The organism is Streptomyces sp. NBC_00466 (assembly GCF_041433995.1).
GTDB lineage: Bacteria > Actinomycetota > Actinomycetes > Streptomycetales > Streptomycetaceae > Streptomyces.
In genome coordinates this window covers 2,955,046-2,971,561 of record NZ_CP107896.1, presented here as the reverse complement: position 1 = coordinate 2,971,561, position 16,516 = coordinate 2,955,046, and the positions used below count along the sequence as shown (strand labels likewise).

General features: G+C 70.1%; 15 protein-coding genes. 12 read left to right on the top strand and 3 right to left on the bottom strand.

The features are described 5' to 3' along the window. Positions 1–466: 466 nt before the first annotated feature. Positions 467–1,174: a hypothetical protein gene (locus OG210_RS13065; protein WP_371536505.1), complete on the bottom strand. Its 708-nt coding sequence runs from the start codon at positions 1,172–1,174 to the stop codon at positions 467–469. A 473-nt stretch (positions 1,175–1,647) separates the two neighbouring features. Here OG210_RS13065 and OG210_RS13060 point away from each other — a divergent pair, with 473 nt between their 5' ends. Continuing rightward, a complete protein-coding gene (locus OG210_RS13060) occupies positions 1,648–2,370 on the top strand; it encodes a hypothetical protein (protein WP_371536502.1) in 723 nt (240 codons plus the stop codon). 72 nt (positions 2,371–2,442) lie between these two features. Here the strand turns inward: OG210_RS13060 and OG210_RS13055 are convergent, their stop codons facing one another. After that, a complete protein-coding gene (locus OG210_RS13055) occupies positions 2,443–3,897 on the bottom strand; it encodes a PE-PGRS family protein (protein WP_371536500.1) in 1,455 nt (484 codons plus the stop codon). Positions 3,898–4,067: 170 nt separating this feature from the next. Further along, positions 4,068–5,273, bottom strand: a complete 1,206-nt coding sequence (locus tag OG210_RS13050) for a pyridoxal phosphate-dependent aminotransferase (protein ID WP_371536496.1) — start codon at positions 5,271–5,273, stop codon at positions 4,068–4,070. A 141-nt stretch (positions 5,274–5,414) separates the two neighbouring features. On the opposite strand from OG210_RS13050, the gene OG210_RS13045 reads away from it, so the two are divergent. The 11 genes from OG210_RS13045 to OG210_RS12995 all read left to right on the top strand — a co-directional run bounded on the left by OG210_RS13045 (position 5,415) and on the right by OG210_RS12995 (position 16,505). Further along, complete coding sequence (locus OG210_RS13045; RefSeq protein WP_371536493.1) at positions 5,415–5,723, top strand: hypothetical protein; 309 nt, start codon at positions 5,415–5,417, stop codon at positions 5,721–5,723. A 549-nt stretch (positions 5,724–6,272) separates the two neighbouring features. Then, complete coding sequence (locus tag OG210_RS13040; protein ID WP_328329394.1) at positions 6,273–6,791, top strand: DUF2617 family protein; 519 nt, start codon at positions 6,273–6,275, stop codon at positions 6,789–6,791. Positions 6,792–6,845: 54 nt separating this feature from the next. Continuing rightward, positions 6,846–8,399 carry a polyamine aminopropyltransferase gene (locus OG210_RS13035; protein WP_371536490.1) on the top strand — a complete coding sequence of 518 codons (1,554 nt, stop codon included), beginning with the start codon at positions 6,846–6,848 and terminating at the stop codon, positions 8,397–8,399. Between the two features lie 101 nt (positions 8,400–8,500). Beyond that, a complete protein-coding gene (locus OG210_RS13030) occupies positions 8,501–9,469 on the top strand; it encodes a carbon monoxide dehydrogenase (RefSeq protein WP_371536487.1) in 969 nt (322 codons plus the stop codon). Between the two features lie 41 nt (positions 9,470–9,510). Further along, positions 9,511–10,314: an aldose 1-epimerase gene (locus OG210_RS13025; protein ID WP_371536484.1), complete on the top strand. Its 804-nt coding sequence runs from the start codon at positions 9,511–9,513 to the stop codon at positions 10,312–10,314. A gap of 156 nt (positions 10,315–10,470) precedes the next feature. Further along, positions 10,471–11,013: an orotate phosphoribosyltransferase gene (gene pyrE, locus OG210_RS13020; RefSeq protein WP_328329398.1), complete on the top strand. Its 543-nt coding sequence runs from the start codon at positions 10,471–10,473 to the stop codon at positions 11,011–11,013. 169 nt (positions 11,014–11,182) lie between these two features. Beyond that, positions 11,183–12,214: a class II fructose-bisphosphate aldolase gene (gene fbaA / locus OG210_RS13015; protein ID WP_328329399.1), complete on the top strand. Its 1,032-nt coding sequence runs from the start codon at positions 11,183–11,185 to the stop codon at positions 12,212–12,214. Positions 12,215–12,405: 191 nt separating this feature from the next. Then, positions 12,406–13,566, top strand: coding sequence for an aminotransferase class I/II-fold pyridoxal phosphate-dependent enzyme (locus tag OG210_RS13010; protein ID WP_328329400.1), 1,161 nt, complete (start codon positions 12,406–12,408; stop codon positions 13,564–13,566). Between the two features lie 147 nt (positions 13,567–13,713). Next, complete coding sequence (locus tag OG210_RS13005; protein WP_328329401.1) at positions 13,714–14,127, top strand: DUF3151 domain-containing protein; 414 nt, start codon at positions 13,714–13,716, stop codon at positions 14,125–14,127. A gap of 176 nt (positions 14,128–14,303) precedes the next feature. Continuing rightward, positions 14,304–15,182 carry a tryptophan 2,3-dioxygenase family protein gene (locus OG210_RS13000; protein ID WP_371536479.1) on the top strand — a complete coding sequence of 293 codons (879 nt, stop codon included), beginning with the start codon at positions 14,304–14,306 and terminating at the stop codon, positions 15,180–15,182. 165 nt (positions 15,183–15,347) lie between these two features. Then, positions 15,348–16,505 (top strand): aminotransferase class V-fold PLP-dependent enzyme, encoded by a 1,158-nt coding sequence (locus OG210_RS12995; RefSeq protein WP_328335542.1) that lies wholly within the window; start codon positions 15,348–15,350, stop codon positions 16,503–16,505. The last annotated feature ends 11 nt before the right edge of the window (positions 16,506–16,516 follow it).

Genomic DNA, 16,516 nt, shown 5'->3' with positions numbered 1-16,516 from the left:
TGCGGAGAGGGATGGAGAGAGGGATGGGGCGGGAGTTGCGGGGCTGGCTTTTTCGGTGGGCCCGGCGTCGGTGGCTTCCGTGCCGGACCCTTCCGCGTCGGCGAACAGGGGGCGCCTCCGGGGTGCGCGCTGAGTCGGTCGGTCCTTCCGACTCTCCGCGCCGTCCGGCGCCCGCGCGACCGGGGTCGGCCGACCGGGTCATCCGGCCAGCCGACGCAGCCGTTCGCTCGCGTCCCGGAGGACCTCGTCCTGCTCGCTCACGACACGTTGCCGGGGAAGTCGGCCCGGCACCTGGCTCGCGATCACCGACGCCGGCGTGTGGGCGGAGCTGCGGCCGCGGCCGTCGTCCGGCCGATGGTGCTCCTCGACGGCTCAGGGTGCGGACGCACGGGCGGCCTGGGACGGCGTGAGCATGACGGACGCGCGGCGCAATGCGGTGCTGCGGTTCCTCTTCGCCCGGACTGGGCTATAGCTTAGGGAAATCCGGGACCATGGCGACGGCAAAAGCCAGCCGCCGATCCAGCCACCCCACCTTGATCGACATATCAATGCTGCTGTCGAACTGTGGAATTCCTTTGGACACCATCACCAACTCGTCCTCGGTTCTCCATTCCAGCGTGCGCCCCTCTGTGGTTCGGTTATCGCCGTCCGCGGCCAGCTCCAGAACCACATTGAGGGTCGACTCAAGTCCGCGCAGTGCCAAGCCCTTCGGGCTGTTGTTCGCGAGGGACCACTGGCTGCGGCCCGCGATCTCGGGATGGCCCGCCTGGGCAATGCGCCATGTGTGGTGAACCACCCTATTCGAAGAGGGAATGCGAAGGATCGTACCGATCACCCGCCCTTCACCGTCCCGAACGCTACGGTGCACCTCCTTGCCGACGTCCACGGGATCGTCCACGGCACAGAGAATCCGTTGGGCCGCTTCGTCCTCGTAGAGCGTCGGCTCAGCCACAGGATTCCCGGGCGAGTCGGTCCGGAAATAGGCGCAGGGCGCATAGGTTCGAAGATCCTTCGCCTGTCGGGGAACCCGAACCGCGAGCCTCCCGAGCTGAGACTTCTTTCCATGGGCGACCGATCGCTCGGTCCTTCCGATGGTGAAGCGGCGCACGTCCGTCCAGTCGACGGCGGGCACAGGGGGCCCCTGCTCCTGCGCCTTACGCTTCCCGAACGCCACCGACGACTCCCTCCACCACTTCCGCAATGCAACGAACGTGAGCCTATCTGGGGCGTGGTGAGAGTGTCACCGGGCGACCGTCCGAGGCCGGAGCGCCTGATCTCGCTCAACTGCCCTGTCCGACCTCCGCGATGGCGGCACGGCGAGCCTTGGCGATCGTGAGCAACTGTTGTCGCATCTCGACGAGTGCCTTGTTCATCACGCCATTGCCTGAAAGCGCTTCGCGAGCGCTACAACGAAGTGCCATACGGTGGCCGTGGGACCGTGAAATGCGGCGTCCTGAAGAGACAGCACACGCCGTCGGGGGAGTTCTGGCGGCTTCGCCACGAGAGACCGGGGTAATACCTTCCATGCCTTCCTACGACAGCTCCCGGGCGCGATTCCGGCTGGCGGACCGCCACATAGCGGTACTCGCCCGTCTCTCGAACGGCGAAAATCCGCCCGACGAACTCATGTCTTCACTGTGCGAACTCATGCAGATCGGCCTGGTCGGTGAAGAGGGCGAGCTAGCGCCGATCCTCAGAGATCTGCTCGGCGCCCTGGCTGCTCCGCTGGTCCTGGTAACCGTGGAAGTCATGGGCGAGCACGGGACGGTCAACCACGGGGTCATCGTCGGCCAGGATGCCGTGATCGCTCATGAGGGCTGGCCCGGCGATGAGGAGTCCGAGTACACGCCCATCGCCCCACACGGTCTGGTCTGGCAGTTGGCGCGCACGGTCAACCTACAGGCCGACGACGATGCGGAATCCGAGGTCTTCCGCATCGAGACGACGATGGGTGCTCTTGACGCGGCACTGTCGGTTCTGGAGCAGGGAGAGGGCGACGAGGCCGCGACCAGGGACCTCATCCGCACCGCACTGACTGAGGCCGGCACGCCCAAGGAACCGGAGCTGAGCGAGTTCACCGAGCTCGTCATGGATCTGAACGCGATGTGGCGTATCACCACTGCCTGGGATGGCAAGCACGACGGTGAGCGGGCCGCGATGGTCCGGGCTCTGGCGGTGTGGGACTGCGGTCCGCGCGGCTACTGGGTCAGAGAAAAGCCCGAAGAGCCCATTCTGGAAGGGCAAGTTGGGCCCAAGAGCGAACTGTGCTTGGTACGCACGCGGAACGGCAAGATCTGGGAGAGGATCACGGACCTTCTCCCGGACAAGGAGGACCTGATCGGTGAAGGGGAGGCCCCGGTCGACGCGTGAAGCGCTGACGGGAGGAGGGGTACCGCGGGTGGGCGGGGCCCCGGCGCCCTGTTCCGTGCATCTGCCGCAGGGTCAAAACCAGTTCCCTGGGTTGAGTGCATGGCCGACCTTTTTGGCCGTGCCGATGGGGTTTGTTACGGCTTCCTCGGCTGCGTCGCCGACCGCGTCCACCGCCTTACCCGCACCCTTCTTGATGCCGTCCCAGTGCTGGACGACCTTGGCGCCCAGGTAGACGGCACCGCACACGACGGTGGCGCCTATAGTGAAGGGGTTGGGCGCGACGGTGGCCGCGGTCAGCGAGGCGTTGAATCCGGTTTCAGCGATATCTGCGACATAGGAAGCGCCCTTCTCCCGGGTGGAGAAGTTCCCGTTATCCCACGGCAATCCATCGTGATAGACCGTGTTGGCGCTGACAGCGGTCGAGACGACACCGCCCACCACACCGGCACCACGGAAGGCGCCCGCCACCTTGCCGGTGGTGGCGAGGCCCTTGAGTACCGATGCGCCCCGGCCGAGTCCCTGGAGGGCGCGCCCCTCGGTGTAAACGTTGCCGGCGACCTTGAAGAGGTTGGCGCTGGCGGCTTTGGCGGCGACGCCCGCGTGCGTGCTTCCTCCGAACTCCCTTGCCAGTTCGTTGTTTCCGCCGATGAATCGAACGATCGAGTTCGGTCCCATGTCCATGAACCTGGAATTAGCCGCCCTGTTCCACCCTCTGCTGCTGGCCCAGTTCTGCACCGCGGACATGCCCGGGAGACTCCCCAACTGCTGGAAACCCCGGCTGCGGTAGAGGACATTGGCAATTCTTGTGGGAAGCCACGAGCCTGGGGCGTTCAGTGACCTGAGCTCCGGATACCAGGCCCTTACGTTCCTGCCCCAACGCACCAGGCCCCTGTGGCCGCTCCTCCGTACCAGGTTGTACACGCTGTCCTGGACGGGTTGAGACCAGCCGCCCGCACGCCACGCTGTGCGGATGCGATTGCCTACCAGAACCTTCGTCAGCGTCGTCGCGATGAGGGTTGTCTGAGCGGCTGTTTCGGTAAACCCCTTGTACTCTCTGACGGCCGCGACGAACGCCTCGACGGTCTCCTTGTGCGGCTCGAGGCCGGGAATCTTCGTGAGGGCGGTCGCTTCAAGGCGTTCGATCCACGCGTCGATCGACTCGTCGTCACCTCGCCGCAACGACTTGGCGGCGGGATTATCGCTTGCGGCCACGGAATTGGCCAGCAGCAGCTGGTCTGGCGACATCCCCTGGCCCTTGTACTTCTGGATGTCCGCGGCACTGAAGCCGGCCCAACGCAGGCCCGCCTCGGGATCGCCGCTTTCCAACCGAGCGATCCCTGCACGTTTGCGAAGATCCGGCGCGGTATCGGTCACCCAGCTCCGCAGGGGCTTCAGCGCCGTCAGCTTGCCAGAGACTCCCAGCCGGGAGGCTCTGGTGAAGGCTTCATCGATCTTGTCCTGGACACCTCCCCGCCCGTTCAAAAGCTTGGCGAGCTGCTCCAGGTCGTCCGGGTTGACGCTCCGCACGTTCTGTCCCTCAAGTTCCTTGTCCTGCCGGCACCGGAGTGGCCCTGAGCGGCGCCATATCGTACGCGCTCTTGTCATGCTCCCGGCTCGGGAGCCGGGACGGGGCTGACGCACAACACGATGTTCGCTCGCATGCGTCACCGCGACCGCGACCGCGAATTCGGCGATGTTCAGCCGGCCAGCCGACGCAGCCGTTCGCTCGCGTCCCGGAGGACCTCGTCCTTCTTGCAGAACGTGAAGCGCACCTGGCTGCGGCCCGGCTCCGGGTCGTCGTAGAACACCGAACTCGGCACCGCCACCACCCCGCAGCGCTCCGGCAGCGCCCGGCAGAAGGCGAGCGCGTCCTTCTCGCCGAACGGGGCGATGTCGGTGGTGATGAAGTACGTGCCCTGCGGCTCGTACACGGTGAATCCGGCGGCGCGCAGGCCCGCGTCGAGCAGGTCGCGCTTGCGCAGCAGATCGGTCCGCAGCGTGGTGAAGTAGCTGTCCGGGAGCCGCAGTGCCTCGGCGACGGCGTACTGGAACGGCCCCGCGCTCACATAGGTCAGATACTGCTTCGCCGTACGGACCGCCGCGACAAGGGCCGGGGAGCCGGTGATCCAGCCGACCTTCCACCCCGTGAACGAGTACGTCTTGCCCGCCGACGAGATGGAGACGGTGCGCTCGCGCATACCGGGCAGCGCCGCGATGGGGCGGTGCGTGCCTTCGTAGACCAGGTGTTCGTACACCTCGTCGGTGACCACGAGCAGGTCGTGTTCGATGGCGAGTGCGGCGATGGCGCTCCGCTCCTCGTCGGTGAGGACCATGCCGGTGGGGTTGTGCGGCGAGTTGAGCAGCAGCAGCCGGGTGCGGGGTGTGACGGCGTCCCGCAGCGCGTCGAGGTCGGGGCGGAAGTCCGGGGCGCGGAGGGTCAGCGGTACGCGGACGGCGCCCGCCATGGCGATGCAGGCGGCGTACGAGTCGTAGAACGGTTCGAACGCGATGACCTCGTCGCCCGGCTCCAGCAGGGCGAGCATTGCGGCGGCGATGGCCTCCGTGGCTCCCGCGGTGACCAGTACCTCCGTGTCGGGGTCGAAGCCGATGCCGTAGAAGCGGCGCTGGTGGTCGGCGATCGCCGAGCGGAGTTCCGGGATGCCGGGGCCCGGCGGGTACTGATTGCCCCGGCCGTCGCGCAGCGCCCGGACGGCCGCCTCGCGGACTTCCTCCGGGCCGTCGGTGTCCGGGAAGCCCTGCCCCAGGTTGATCGCGCCGGTGGCCGTGGCCAGCGCTGACATCTCCGCGAAGATCGTCGTGCCGAGTCCGTCCAGCCGGCGGTTGAGCAGCGGCCGTCCGCCGACGTGTCCCGTAGAACTTCGCGTAGTGGTCATGGCGGCCATCCTGCGCCGAACCTCTGGACTTCCTCAACTCCTGCTTGAGGCCGCGCCTACCGGGGATGGGCCTGTCACACGAGAAGCCCGGCAGCCGGGCGGGGACCGACGGGGGACCCCGTTCCGCCGGACGGAGGAGTGGTGAGGGTCGTGGGCGTTTTCATCCTGGCAGTGGTGGTCATCGTGCTGGTCGCGCTGCTGTCCGCAGACCGGAAGCGCCGTGGGGGCGGCGGGCGTGGCGGCAGGCGGGGCCGTTCGTCCACCGCGGGCGGCGTCGCCGGCAGTTCGGCGGGCGGCAGCTGGTGGGCCGGGGACATCGGATCGACCGGTCACCACTCGGGCGGTCATCACTCGGGCGGGCATTCCGGTGGGCTCCACTCCTGCGGCGGTGGCGGCCACTCGTCATGCGGCGGGGGGTCGTCGTGCGGCGGTGGCGGCGGGGGCTGCGGCTCCAGCTGACGCCGGCCGGTCCGACGCAGGTCGCTCCGACGCAGGTCCGTGCTGGGGCCTGCCTGTTAGCCGGGCCCGGGCCTCAACTCCGTTCCTGTGTCCTGGCCTTCCAGGTGCCCGTCGGGTCAATCCCCGGCGGGCGCCGTCTGTTTGACCGCGCCCGCGCCCCGCGCCCCGCGCCCGCACCGGCAACCGCACCCGCGCCCGATGCCGTGACCCATTTCGACGGCTGGTCACGCAGCCCGGTCGCTCAGCCGCTCGCAGCCCGGCCCGAGGCCGTACCGCCCGCCCCACAGGTCACCTCGCGGCTCGCCCCGTATCCCCCTCACCGCCGGTTCGTTGAACGTATGAACAGCGGAGCCCCCGGGGGGATGGAAACCCCTTCATGTTGGGTAAAAACGCTGTGAGCGTCGCGTACTTCGTGATTCCCTCCATGTGAGAAGAAGCAGCCCTCGGACCTGAGACCTGACCGTGGCCCATGCCGGCGTCTCTTTCCCTGACACCTGCTCCGGGGAGAACCCCATCCATCTGCCGATTGTGTGTTTGCGGAGCCCACCCATGCTCACGACCCTCAGTACTGCCTACACCGACACCCGTGCCGCCGATCTGGCCTGGGCGCTGGGCCGCGAACCGCTGCCCGCGCTCGCGGTCCTCGATCTCGAACTCGGTGGCGCCAAGCTCCAGATGAGGCTCCTCGGCGCCTCCCACCAGGTGCTTCTGGAGGAGGAGGGCGGCGCATGTTCCGAGACCGTCGCCTGCATTCCGGGAAGCAGCACCCCTTTACCGCTCGGCGTCGCGGAGCGCGTAGGCGACTGGGGGTACGAGTTCGCGGCCTGCGTCGAGACGCTCTCGGACTGCTCGTTCGCGGGGCGCGCGCAGGAGTTGCTCGCGCTGGTCGCCGACCACCCGAACGGCATCGCCGGTACGTTCCCCGGCTCGCCGCACGCCTTCACCGCGATGCTCGCGCAACGGCACGAGGGCCAGGTGCACTGGCGCACCTGGCATGCGTACCCGCAGGAGGGGCAACTCGTGGTGACCCGCACACGCGTTGGGGTGCGTATCCCCGTCGAAGCCTGATTCGCGCCTCGTGGGTTACAGGTTGCGTTCACTCCGTAACGTAGCGTTCGTCGCGTGATCGACCAGTACGCGCCCCCCGGAACCCAGGACGCGCGGCTCTCCGTACGCCCGAGGACCGGCAGGCTGCTGGTGCTCGCCACGGTCTTCGTCTGCGCCGCCTGCGGACTGGTGTACGAGCTCGAACTGGTCGCGCTCGCCTCGTACTTGATCGGGGACTCCGTCACCCAGGCGTCCGTCGTGCTGTCCGTCATGGTCTTCGCGATGGGGATCGGCTCGCTCCTCGCCAAACGGCTGCGGGTCCGCGCCGCCGTGGGATTCGGTCTGGTCGAGGCGGCGCTCGCGCTGACCGGCGGCGGCTCGGCGCTCGTGCTGTACGCGTCGTTCGCCTGGGCGGGCGGCGGCGGTTCGCGGTATGCCCTGGTCGGATTCTCGCTGGCGATCGGTGTGCTGATGGGCGCCGAGATCCCGTTGCTGATGACGCTGATCCAGCGGGTGTCGCGACAGGACGCGGGCGGCGCCGTGGCCGACCTGTTCGCGGCGGACTACGTGGGCGCGCTGGTCGGCGGTCTCGCCTTCCCGTTCCTGCTCCTCCCCCTGCTCGGCCAGCTCACCGGGGCGCTGCTCACCGGCACGGTCAACGCCGTGGCCGGCGGGGCGCTGGTGCTGTGGCTCTTCCGGCGCGACCTGACGACGCGCGCCTGGTGGTGGCTGATCCTGGTGAACGTGCTGGTGCTCGCCGTGCTGGCCACGGCGACGGCGCTGGAAGGCGACTTCGAACTGGCGGCGCGGCGGGCGGTGTACGGGGCGCAGGTGCGGGTCGCCGAGCAGACCCGCGTCCAGGAGATCGTCCTGACCCGGTCCGCGCACGGCACCCTGAACCTCTTCCTGGACGGCAGGCTCCGGGTCGACGGCGCGGACGAGCGGCAGTACCACCGGGCGCTGGTCGACCCCGCGATGCACGGTCCGCACCGGAACGTACTGATCCTGGGCGGCGGCGACGGTCTCGCGGCCCGTGAGGTGCTGCGCCACCGGGGAGTGGCGTCGGTGACGCTGGTCGAACCGGACCCCGGGGTCGAACGGCTGGCCCGCACCGATCCCGGGCTCTCCGCGCTCAACGGGCACGCGTACCGCGACCCGCGGCTGCGGGTGGTCACTGGCGACGCCTTCAACTGGCTGCGCTCATCGAGGCCGGCGTACGACGTGATCGTCACGGATCTGCCCGATCCCGGGATCACCGCGAGCACCAAGCTCTACTCGGAGGAGTTCTACGGGCTGGTGTCGCGGGTGCTGGCCCCGGGCGGCCGGCTGGCGGTCCACGCGGGCCCGGTCGACACGCGTCCCGGCAGTTTCTGGACGGTCGACGCGACGGTGCGGGCGGCCGGTCTGCGGGCGGTCCCGTACCGGGCGTCGGGCCGTGGTGCGGGCTTCGCCGCGGGCCCCGACCGGGCGAAGGGCACGGGGAAGACCCCCAGCGACTGGGGCTTCGTCCTGGCGGCCCGCCGGGATCCGCGGCTGGCACCGGCAGCTGCGGGCACCTGGTCACGGGTACCGGGCCGACCGCCGGGTGTGCCGCCGTCGACGCTGGTGCATCCGCGGTACGGGGGGTGAACAGGGTGGTGGCGGGTGAGGGCGCACCGGCCGGGGCCGCTCTGTGCCGGTGGGGACCGAAAGGCAGACGAGTCGGCCGTGGCTGAGTAGGCTCGACTTCCATGGAGCATGAGGTGTTCGTTCCGGTTCCGGCAGAGTCCGTCCGACGGGTCCTGGCGGACCCCGCCCGTGTGGCCCGTTGCGTACCGGGGCTCCAACAGGACGCGGACAGTACGGACAGCCGGGAGGGCGCGCTCGCGGGCCGGCTCAAGGTCCGGATCGACGGGCACACGATCACGTACCGCGGCAGCGTGCGCGTCGTGGAGCGGGACGGCGGCTACGAGGTCGACGGCGAGGGCACGGAAGCGCGCGGACCGGGCTCGGTGAAACTCTCGCTGAAGCTGAGCCTGGTCGGCGGGGGTGCGGGTGCCGGTGCTGATTCGGGTGCTGATTCGGGTGCGGTCGGCCGTACGGGGACGACCCTGAGGTGTACGGGAACGGTTCAGGCGACCGACGGCCGTCTGGCGGACCTTTCCTCCGAGGCGGTGCTGACGGCCGCACGCCGTCTGCTGGACCGGTTCGGGGACCGCGTGCGGGCCGAGGCAGAGGCCGCACCCCAGAACGAAGCCCAGACCGGCACCCCGGGTGGGGGCGCCGGCCCGGTACCGGATGCGGACCAGGCGCCTGCGGAGCGGCCGTCCGGGCCCAGCGAGTCCGGGGGCAAGCCCGAGGACGAGGCCCGGGACAAGCCCGGGGGCAAGCCCGAGGACGAGGCCGGGGACAAGTCCGGGGACAAGCCCGGGGCGTCCGTGTTCGATACGGAGGTGCCGCCGCCGTCGCTGGACCCGGTGTCCGACGCGGGCTTCACCCCGGCGGGCGACCCACCCGTGGAGGCCGCGCACGCCCGCCGCACGATGATCGGCCGCAGCGCGGAGGAGGTCGACCACGCCCCGCCCCGTGGACGCTACGCCCCGGTACCGGCCCCGTCGTCGAGCACGGCGGGAGCGACCCTGCGCTGGGCGGCCCCGGCGGCGGCACTGGTGCTGGCGTCGGCAGTCGTGGTGGGCCGGGCGCTGCGACGCCGGCGCTGAACCGGGCGGCCGACCGGTCCCCGTCCCGTTAGGGTCGGGGCGTGAGTAGCGAAGAGGTCCGGCTCGTCGCCGGCGACGTCGAGTTGACCGTGAGCCCCGAGAACGGGTGCCGTATCAGCAGCCTCCGCATCGGCGGTACCGAACTGCTGTGCCAGGGAGCCAAGTTCGGCTGCTTCCCGATGGTGCCCTGGTGCGGCCGCACCGGGAACGGCCGGTTCAGCAGCGGCGGCATCCCGCACCAGCTGCCGTTGAACTCCCCGCCGCACGCCATCCACGGCACCGGCCGCAACACCGCCTGGCAGCGCTCCCGGGCCGGCAGCAACGACGGCTCCGGTGTGGCGGTGTTCACCTACGATCTGGCCGACCCCTGGCCGTACACCGGCCGGGTCTCCCAGTCCTTCGAGCTGACCGAGTCCGCCCTGACCCTCACCCTCGGTGTGGAGACCTACGGCGACTCGTTCCCGGCGCAGGCGGGCTGGCACCCCTGGTTCAACCGGAACCTGGGCGCCGGTGGCGACGCGCAGGTCGACTTCCAGCCCGCCTGGCAGGAGGAGCGCGGCGACGACCACCTGCCCACGGGCAAGCGGATCGACCCCCTCCCCGGCCCCTGGGACGACTGCTTCGGGATGCCGGACGGGGTGGATGTGACCCTCACCTGGCCCGAGCAGCTGGAACTGAAGGTGCGGAGCCGCGACGAGTGGGTCGTGATCTACGACGAGCAGGCGGAAGCGGTCTGCGTCGAGCCCCAGTCCGGCCCGCCGAACGGCCTGAACACGCTGCCCCGCCTGGTGACGCCCATCGACCCGCTGGAGATCGCGACGACCTGGAGCTGGCGCCGCCTCTGAGTCATCGAGGAACCATCGAGGAGCCATCGATGCCCCATCGAGGAGCTGGGGGTGTGGGGGTGTGGGAGCCGGTGGGAGCCGCCCCCGAGCCGTCGTGAGGTCGTCCCCGAGCCGCCGCGAGGAAGTCCGGGCGCCATCGCAATTAAGCTCGGGGGCATGACTGACGTACGCGCTGATCTGCTCCACCACATCAAGAACAAGGCCGTGGTGCACGGCAAGGTGACGCTCTCCTCGGGAATCGAAGCCGACTGGTACATCGATCTTCGCCGGATCACCCTGGACGGCGTGGCCGCGCCTCTGGTCGGCCAGGTGATGCTGGATCTGACCGACGAGCTGGACTTCGACGCGGTCGGCGGCCTGACGCTCGGTGCCGACCCGATCGCCGACGCCATGCTGCATGCCTCCGCCGCCCGCGGGAAGACGCTGGACGCCTTCGTCGTACGCAAGGCCGCCAAGGCACACGGGATGCAGCGCCGTATCGAGGGCCCGGACATCAAGGGCCGCCGCGTCCTGGTTGTCGAGGACACCACCACGACGGGCGGTTCCCCGATGACCGCCGTGGAGGCGGTGCGCGAGGCCGGTGGCGAGGTCGTCGCCGTCGCCACGATCGTGGACCGCGACACCGGTGCCGCCGAGGTCATCGCCGAAGCCGGGGTGCCGTACGTCTTCGCGTACTCCCAGAGCGACCTCGACCTGTGAGGCTCTGACTACCGGCTGTGGTTTCACGTGAAACCACAGCCCGTCGTCCGGGTCAAGGCACCACGCCCGGTGGACCCGCGCCAGGAGTCTGGAAAGATGGGGGCGACGATGACGTCGCCCCCAGGTCAGGGACCACATACGCACACCGCACATCCCAAGGAGCGGACAGATGCCCATCGCAACCCCCGAGGTCTACAACGAGATGCTCGACCGGGCGAAGGCAGGCAAGTTCGCCTACCCGGCCATCAACGTGACCTCGACCCAGACCTTGCACGCGGCGCTGCGCGGCTTCGCGGAGGCCGAGAGCGACGGCATCATCCAGATCTCCACCGGCGGTGCGGAGTTCCTGGGCGGCCAGTACGCCAAGGACATGGTCTCCGGATCGGTCGCGCTCGCTGAGTTCGCGCACATCGTCGGCGAGAAGTACCCGGTCACGGTCGCGCTGCACACCGACCACTGCCCCAAGGACAAGCTCGACGGCTATGTCCGTCCGCTGCTTGAGGTCTCCCGCAAGCGCGTCGAGGCCGGCCTCAACCCGCTCTTCCAGTCGCATATGTGGGACGGCTCCGCCGAGACCCTCGCCGACAACCTGGCCATCGCCCAGGAGCTGCTGGCGCAGGCTGCCGCCGCGAAGATCATCCTTGAGGTCGAGATCACTCCGACCGGCGGCGAGGAGGACGGCGTCAGCCACGAGATCAACGACTCGCTGTACACGACCGTCGACGACGCGCTGCGTACCGCCGAGGCGCTCGGTCTGGGCGAGAAGGGCCGCTACCTGCTGGCCGCCTCCTTCGGCAACGTGCACGGCGTCTACAAGCCGGGCAACGTCGTCCTCCGCCCCGAGCTCCTCAAGGACCTCCAGGAGGGCGTCTCCGACAAGTACGGCAAGCCCGCCGGCAGCCAGCCGTTCGACTTCGTCTTCCACGGCGGCTCCGGGTCCTCCGCGGAGGAGATCGCCACCGCGCTGGAGAACGGCGTCGTGAAGATGAACCTCGACACCGACACCCAGTACGCCTTCACGCGTCCCGTGGTGGACCACATCTTCCGCAACTACGACGGCGTCCTGAAGGTCGACGGCGAGGTCGGCTCCAAGAAGACCTACGACCCGCGCACCTGGGGCAAGGCCGCCGAGGCCGGCATGGCGAAGCGCGTCACCGAGGCCTGCGCGAACCTGCGCTCCACGGGCACCCGCATCAAGTAGGCACGTCCGTCACGCCGGGCCCGGTATCCCGACCAGGGGTGCCGGGCCCGTGGCGTATCCATTGGCTCCATCGGCTCCATCCGTTCCATCCGTTCCTCCCGCGGGTTCCGTTGGATCTGGGAGTGTGTGCCGCATCAGCGAGTTCTGCAGGATCTGAGAGTGTCTGCCGGATCAGAGAGAGGGCGCCGCACATGGGGTACGACGCGGAGTACGACTTCGACACCGCTGTAGACCGGCGCGGCTCGTGGAGCGTCCAGTGGGACGGCGTCGCGGACCGGTTCGGCGTGGACGGGCTGCTGCCCTTCACCATCTCCGACATGGACTTCCGCTGCCCGCCCGAGGTCCTCGCGGCCCTCCACGAGCGGATCGGCCACGGGGTGTTCGGCTACACCGACTGGCGGCTCGGGGAGTTCCGGGACGCGATACGCGACTGGTACGCGACCCGCTTCGACACCCGGATCGACACCGGCCGGATCGTGTACGGGCCCTCCGTGCTCAACCAGCTCTCGCAGCTGCTGCGGATGTGGACCGACGAGGGCGACGGTGTGGTGGTCCACACCCCCACCTACGACGGCTTCACCAAGGCGGTCTCCGGCCTGCGCCGGGAGCTGCGCGGCTGCCCGGTGGACGACGACGCGGAGCTGGAGCGTCTGCTCGCCCGGCCGGACAGCAAGGTCCTGCTGCTCTGCTCGCCGCACAACCCCACCGGCCGGGTGTGGACCCACGACGAGCTGACCCGGTTCGCCGCACTCGCCGAGCGGTACGGCACCGCGGTCATCTGCGACGAGATCCACGCCGACTTCGTGCACGACGGGCACCGGCATCTCCCGTGGACCCGGTACGGGCGTGGCCGCTGGGCTCTCATCACCTCCGGCAGCAAGGCATTCAACTTCCCGGCGCTGACCGGTTCGTACGGCATGATCGGCGACCCGGACGACCGCGCGGAGTACCTCACCCGCATGGAGACGGCCGAGGGGCTGGCCTCACCCGCGGTGCTCGCGATGACGGCGCACATCGCGGCCTACCGGCACGGGGCGGCCTGGCTGGACGCGGCGCGCGCGTACACCGCGGCGAATCTGTCGATGCTCGCCGAGCGGCTGAACACGGCCTTCCCCGAGCTGGGCTGGGCGCCGCCGCAGGCCGGGTACCTCGCCTGGATCGATCTGCGCCCGCTCGGAGTCGACAGCGCGGCGCTCCAGCGGCAGCTGATCGAGGTGGAGAAGGTGGCGATCATGCCGGGCTCGGTCTACCGGGCGGAGGGATTCGTCCGGCTCAACGTGGGCTGCCCGCGGAACAAGGCGGAGGCGGGCGTCGACGCGCTCGTGAGGGCGGTCCGGGCCGTGCGGCCGTAGCCGGAGCGCTTGCGGGCGGCGATGCGACGTTGCGGGCACGGCCCGGCCCGAGCGGGGCCCGGGCCGAGCGGTTGGAGAGCGCTTGTGCGGCCCCGGGCCTGCCGCCCGTGGCAGCTGTATTCGCCGGGGCCAGGCAGACTGGCTTCCATGTCCATTCACGAGAATCTGCTCGGGGGCCCTCCCGAGACCCGTCTTCCCGACGACCCCGAACCCCGCGAGCTCCTCGCGGGCGGCACCGCCCCCGCCGACGTGGCGGCGAAGTACCCGACCTCCTCGCTCGCCTGGGCGCAGCTGGCCGACGACGCCTTCGAGCACGGGCGGGTCGTCGAGTCGTACGCCTACGCCCGTACCGGCTACCACCGCGGCCTCGACTCGCTGCGCCGGGCCGGCTGGAAGGGCCACGGCCCGGTGCCGTGGGACCACGAGCCGAACCGCGGCTTCCTGCGGGCCCTGCACGCCCTGGCCCGCGCCGCGCAGTCGATCGGTGAGGACGAGGAGTACGAGCGCTGCACGGAGTTCCTGCGCGACTCCTCGCCGGCCGCTGCGGACACGCTGGGCTGATCTGCCGCGCGGAGCACCTGCCGCGCGGAGCAAGGACCGGACACGTACGTATGTGTCCGGTCCTTGCTTGTCTTGCCGTGGAGCAGGTTTCGCGTCAATGATGAAGGTGGGGACCGGGGCCCACCTGTCGACGGAAGGGGCGGACCGCTACCTGGAGCGCCACCGAGGAGACAGCGATGTCTACGCCTTCGCACGACCCTGCCCCGAATCACCACCCGGCTCCGAGCCACCACCCGGATCTGAGCGACCCCGCCCCGAATCTGGACTTCGCGGGGACCACCCCGTACGAGGACTACGTCCAGGCGGATGTCCTGACCCACCTCCAGCATCTGCGTTCCGACGATCCGGGCGAGATGGTCTTCCTGGTGACCACCCAGGTCATGGAGCTGTGGTTCACCGTGATCGTCCATGAGTGGGAGACCGCGGCGGCGGCCCTGCGCGGTGACGATCTGCCGGCCGCCCTCGCGGCCCTGAAGCGCTCGACGTACGAACTGCAGTCGCTCAACGACTCCTGGCGGCCGCTGGCCCAGCTCACCCCCGCGCAGTTCAACGCGTACCGCAGCGCGCTCGGCGAGGGGTCGGGCTTCCAGTCCGCGATGTACCGCAGGCTGGAGTTCCTGCTGGGCGAGAAGTCCGCTTCGATGCTGGTCCCGCACCGCGGAGCGCCGCGGGTCCACGCCGAGCTGGAGAAGGCGCTCCAGGAGCCGAGCCTGTACGACGAGGTGCTGCGGTTCCTCGCCCGGCACGGGCAGCCGGTGCCCGCATCCGTGCTTGAGCGCGATCTCTCGGCGAAGTACGAGCCGTCGCCGGAGGTCGAGGCGGTCTGGACCGCGGTGTACACGGGGGAGCAGGACTCCCCGCTGGTCCGGCTCGGCGAGGGGCTGACCGATGTCGGCGAACTGGTGTGGCGCTGGCGCAACGACCATCTGGTCGCGACCCGCAGGGCGATGGGGTCGAAGACCGGCACGGGAGGCTCGGCGGGGGTCTCCTGGCTGGAGAAGCGCGCCGCGAAGAGCGTGTTCCCCGAGCTGTGGACGGCACGCAGCCATGTCTGACCCGGCCACCCGGAAGGCCCCGGCCACCCGGAAGGCCCCGGCGGCCCGCGGTGAAGCCCCGGCGACGCCGTATTCCCCGACACCTCCCACGCCCCGACGATCGAGGACCAGCTGATGAAGCCCGCACCGGTGCAGTCCGAGCCCGACCCGTCCGTCCTGCCTGACCTGTCCGCCCTGGCCCGCCGGGCCGCCGAGCTGGACGCCGCCGACGAACTGGCCCCGCTCCGGGAGCTGTTCACCGTCGCCCCTGGCACGGTCTACCTCGACGGCAACTCCCTCGGCGCCCTGCCCCGGCACGTTCCGGCGCGGATGCAGGAGGTCATCAGCCACGAGTGGGGTGCGATGGGCATCCGCTCCTGGGAGGAGTCCGGCTGGTGGACCGCGCCGGAGCGCATCGGCGACCGGATCGCGCCGCTCGTCGGTGCGTCGCCCGGCACGGTGGTCGTCGGCGACTCCACAAGCGTCAACGTCTTCAAGGCACTTGTGGCCGCCGTCCGGTTGGCCGGGGACGACCGCGACGAGATCCTGGTCGACGCCGCGACCTTCCCGACGGACGGCTACATCGCCGAGTCGGCGGCCCGGATGACCGGCCGGCGGATCGTCCCGTACGCACCGGGCGACCCGGTCGGTCCCCGCACCGCAGCCGCCCTGGTCAACCATGTCGACTACCGCACGGGACGGCTGCACGACCTGCCGGCCGTGACCGCCGCCGTGCACGCCGCGGGCGCGGCGGCCGTCTGGGACCTCTGCCACAGCGCGGGTGCGCTGCCGGTCGGGCTGGCGGCCCACGGGGTCGACTTCGCGGTCGGCTGCACGTACAAGTACCTGAACGGCGGGCCGGGTTCGCCCGCCTTCCTGTATGTGCGCCCGGACCTCCAGGCTTCCTTCGACTCACCGCTGCCGGGCTGGAACTCGCATGTGGACCCGTTCGGCATGGAGCCCGGATACGCCCCGGCCGACGGCGCCCCGCGCGGCCGGGTCGGCACCCCCGACATTCTCTCGATGCTCGCGCTGGAGTCGGCGCTCGACGTCTGGGACGGGGTGTCGGTCGAGGCGGTCCGGGCCAAGTCGCTCGCCCTGACGGACTTCTTCCTGGAGTGCGTGAGCCTCGAATCGGTGACCCCGGCCGTCCATGAACAGCGGGGCAGTCAGGTGTCGCTGAAGTGCGAGAACGCCGGAGCGGTCATGAAGGAACTGATCGCCCGCGGTGTCGTCGGGGACTTCAGGCCGCCGGACATCCTGCGCTTCGGGTTCACCCCGCTCTACGTCGGTTTCGGCGATGCGCTGCGTGCCGCGCGCGTTCTGGGGGAGGTACTGGCCTGATAGCGTCCCCG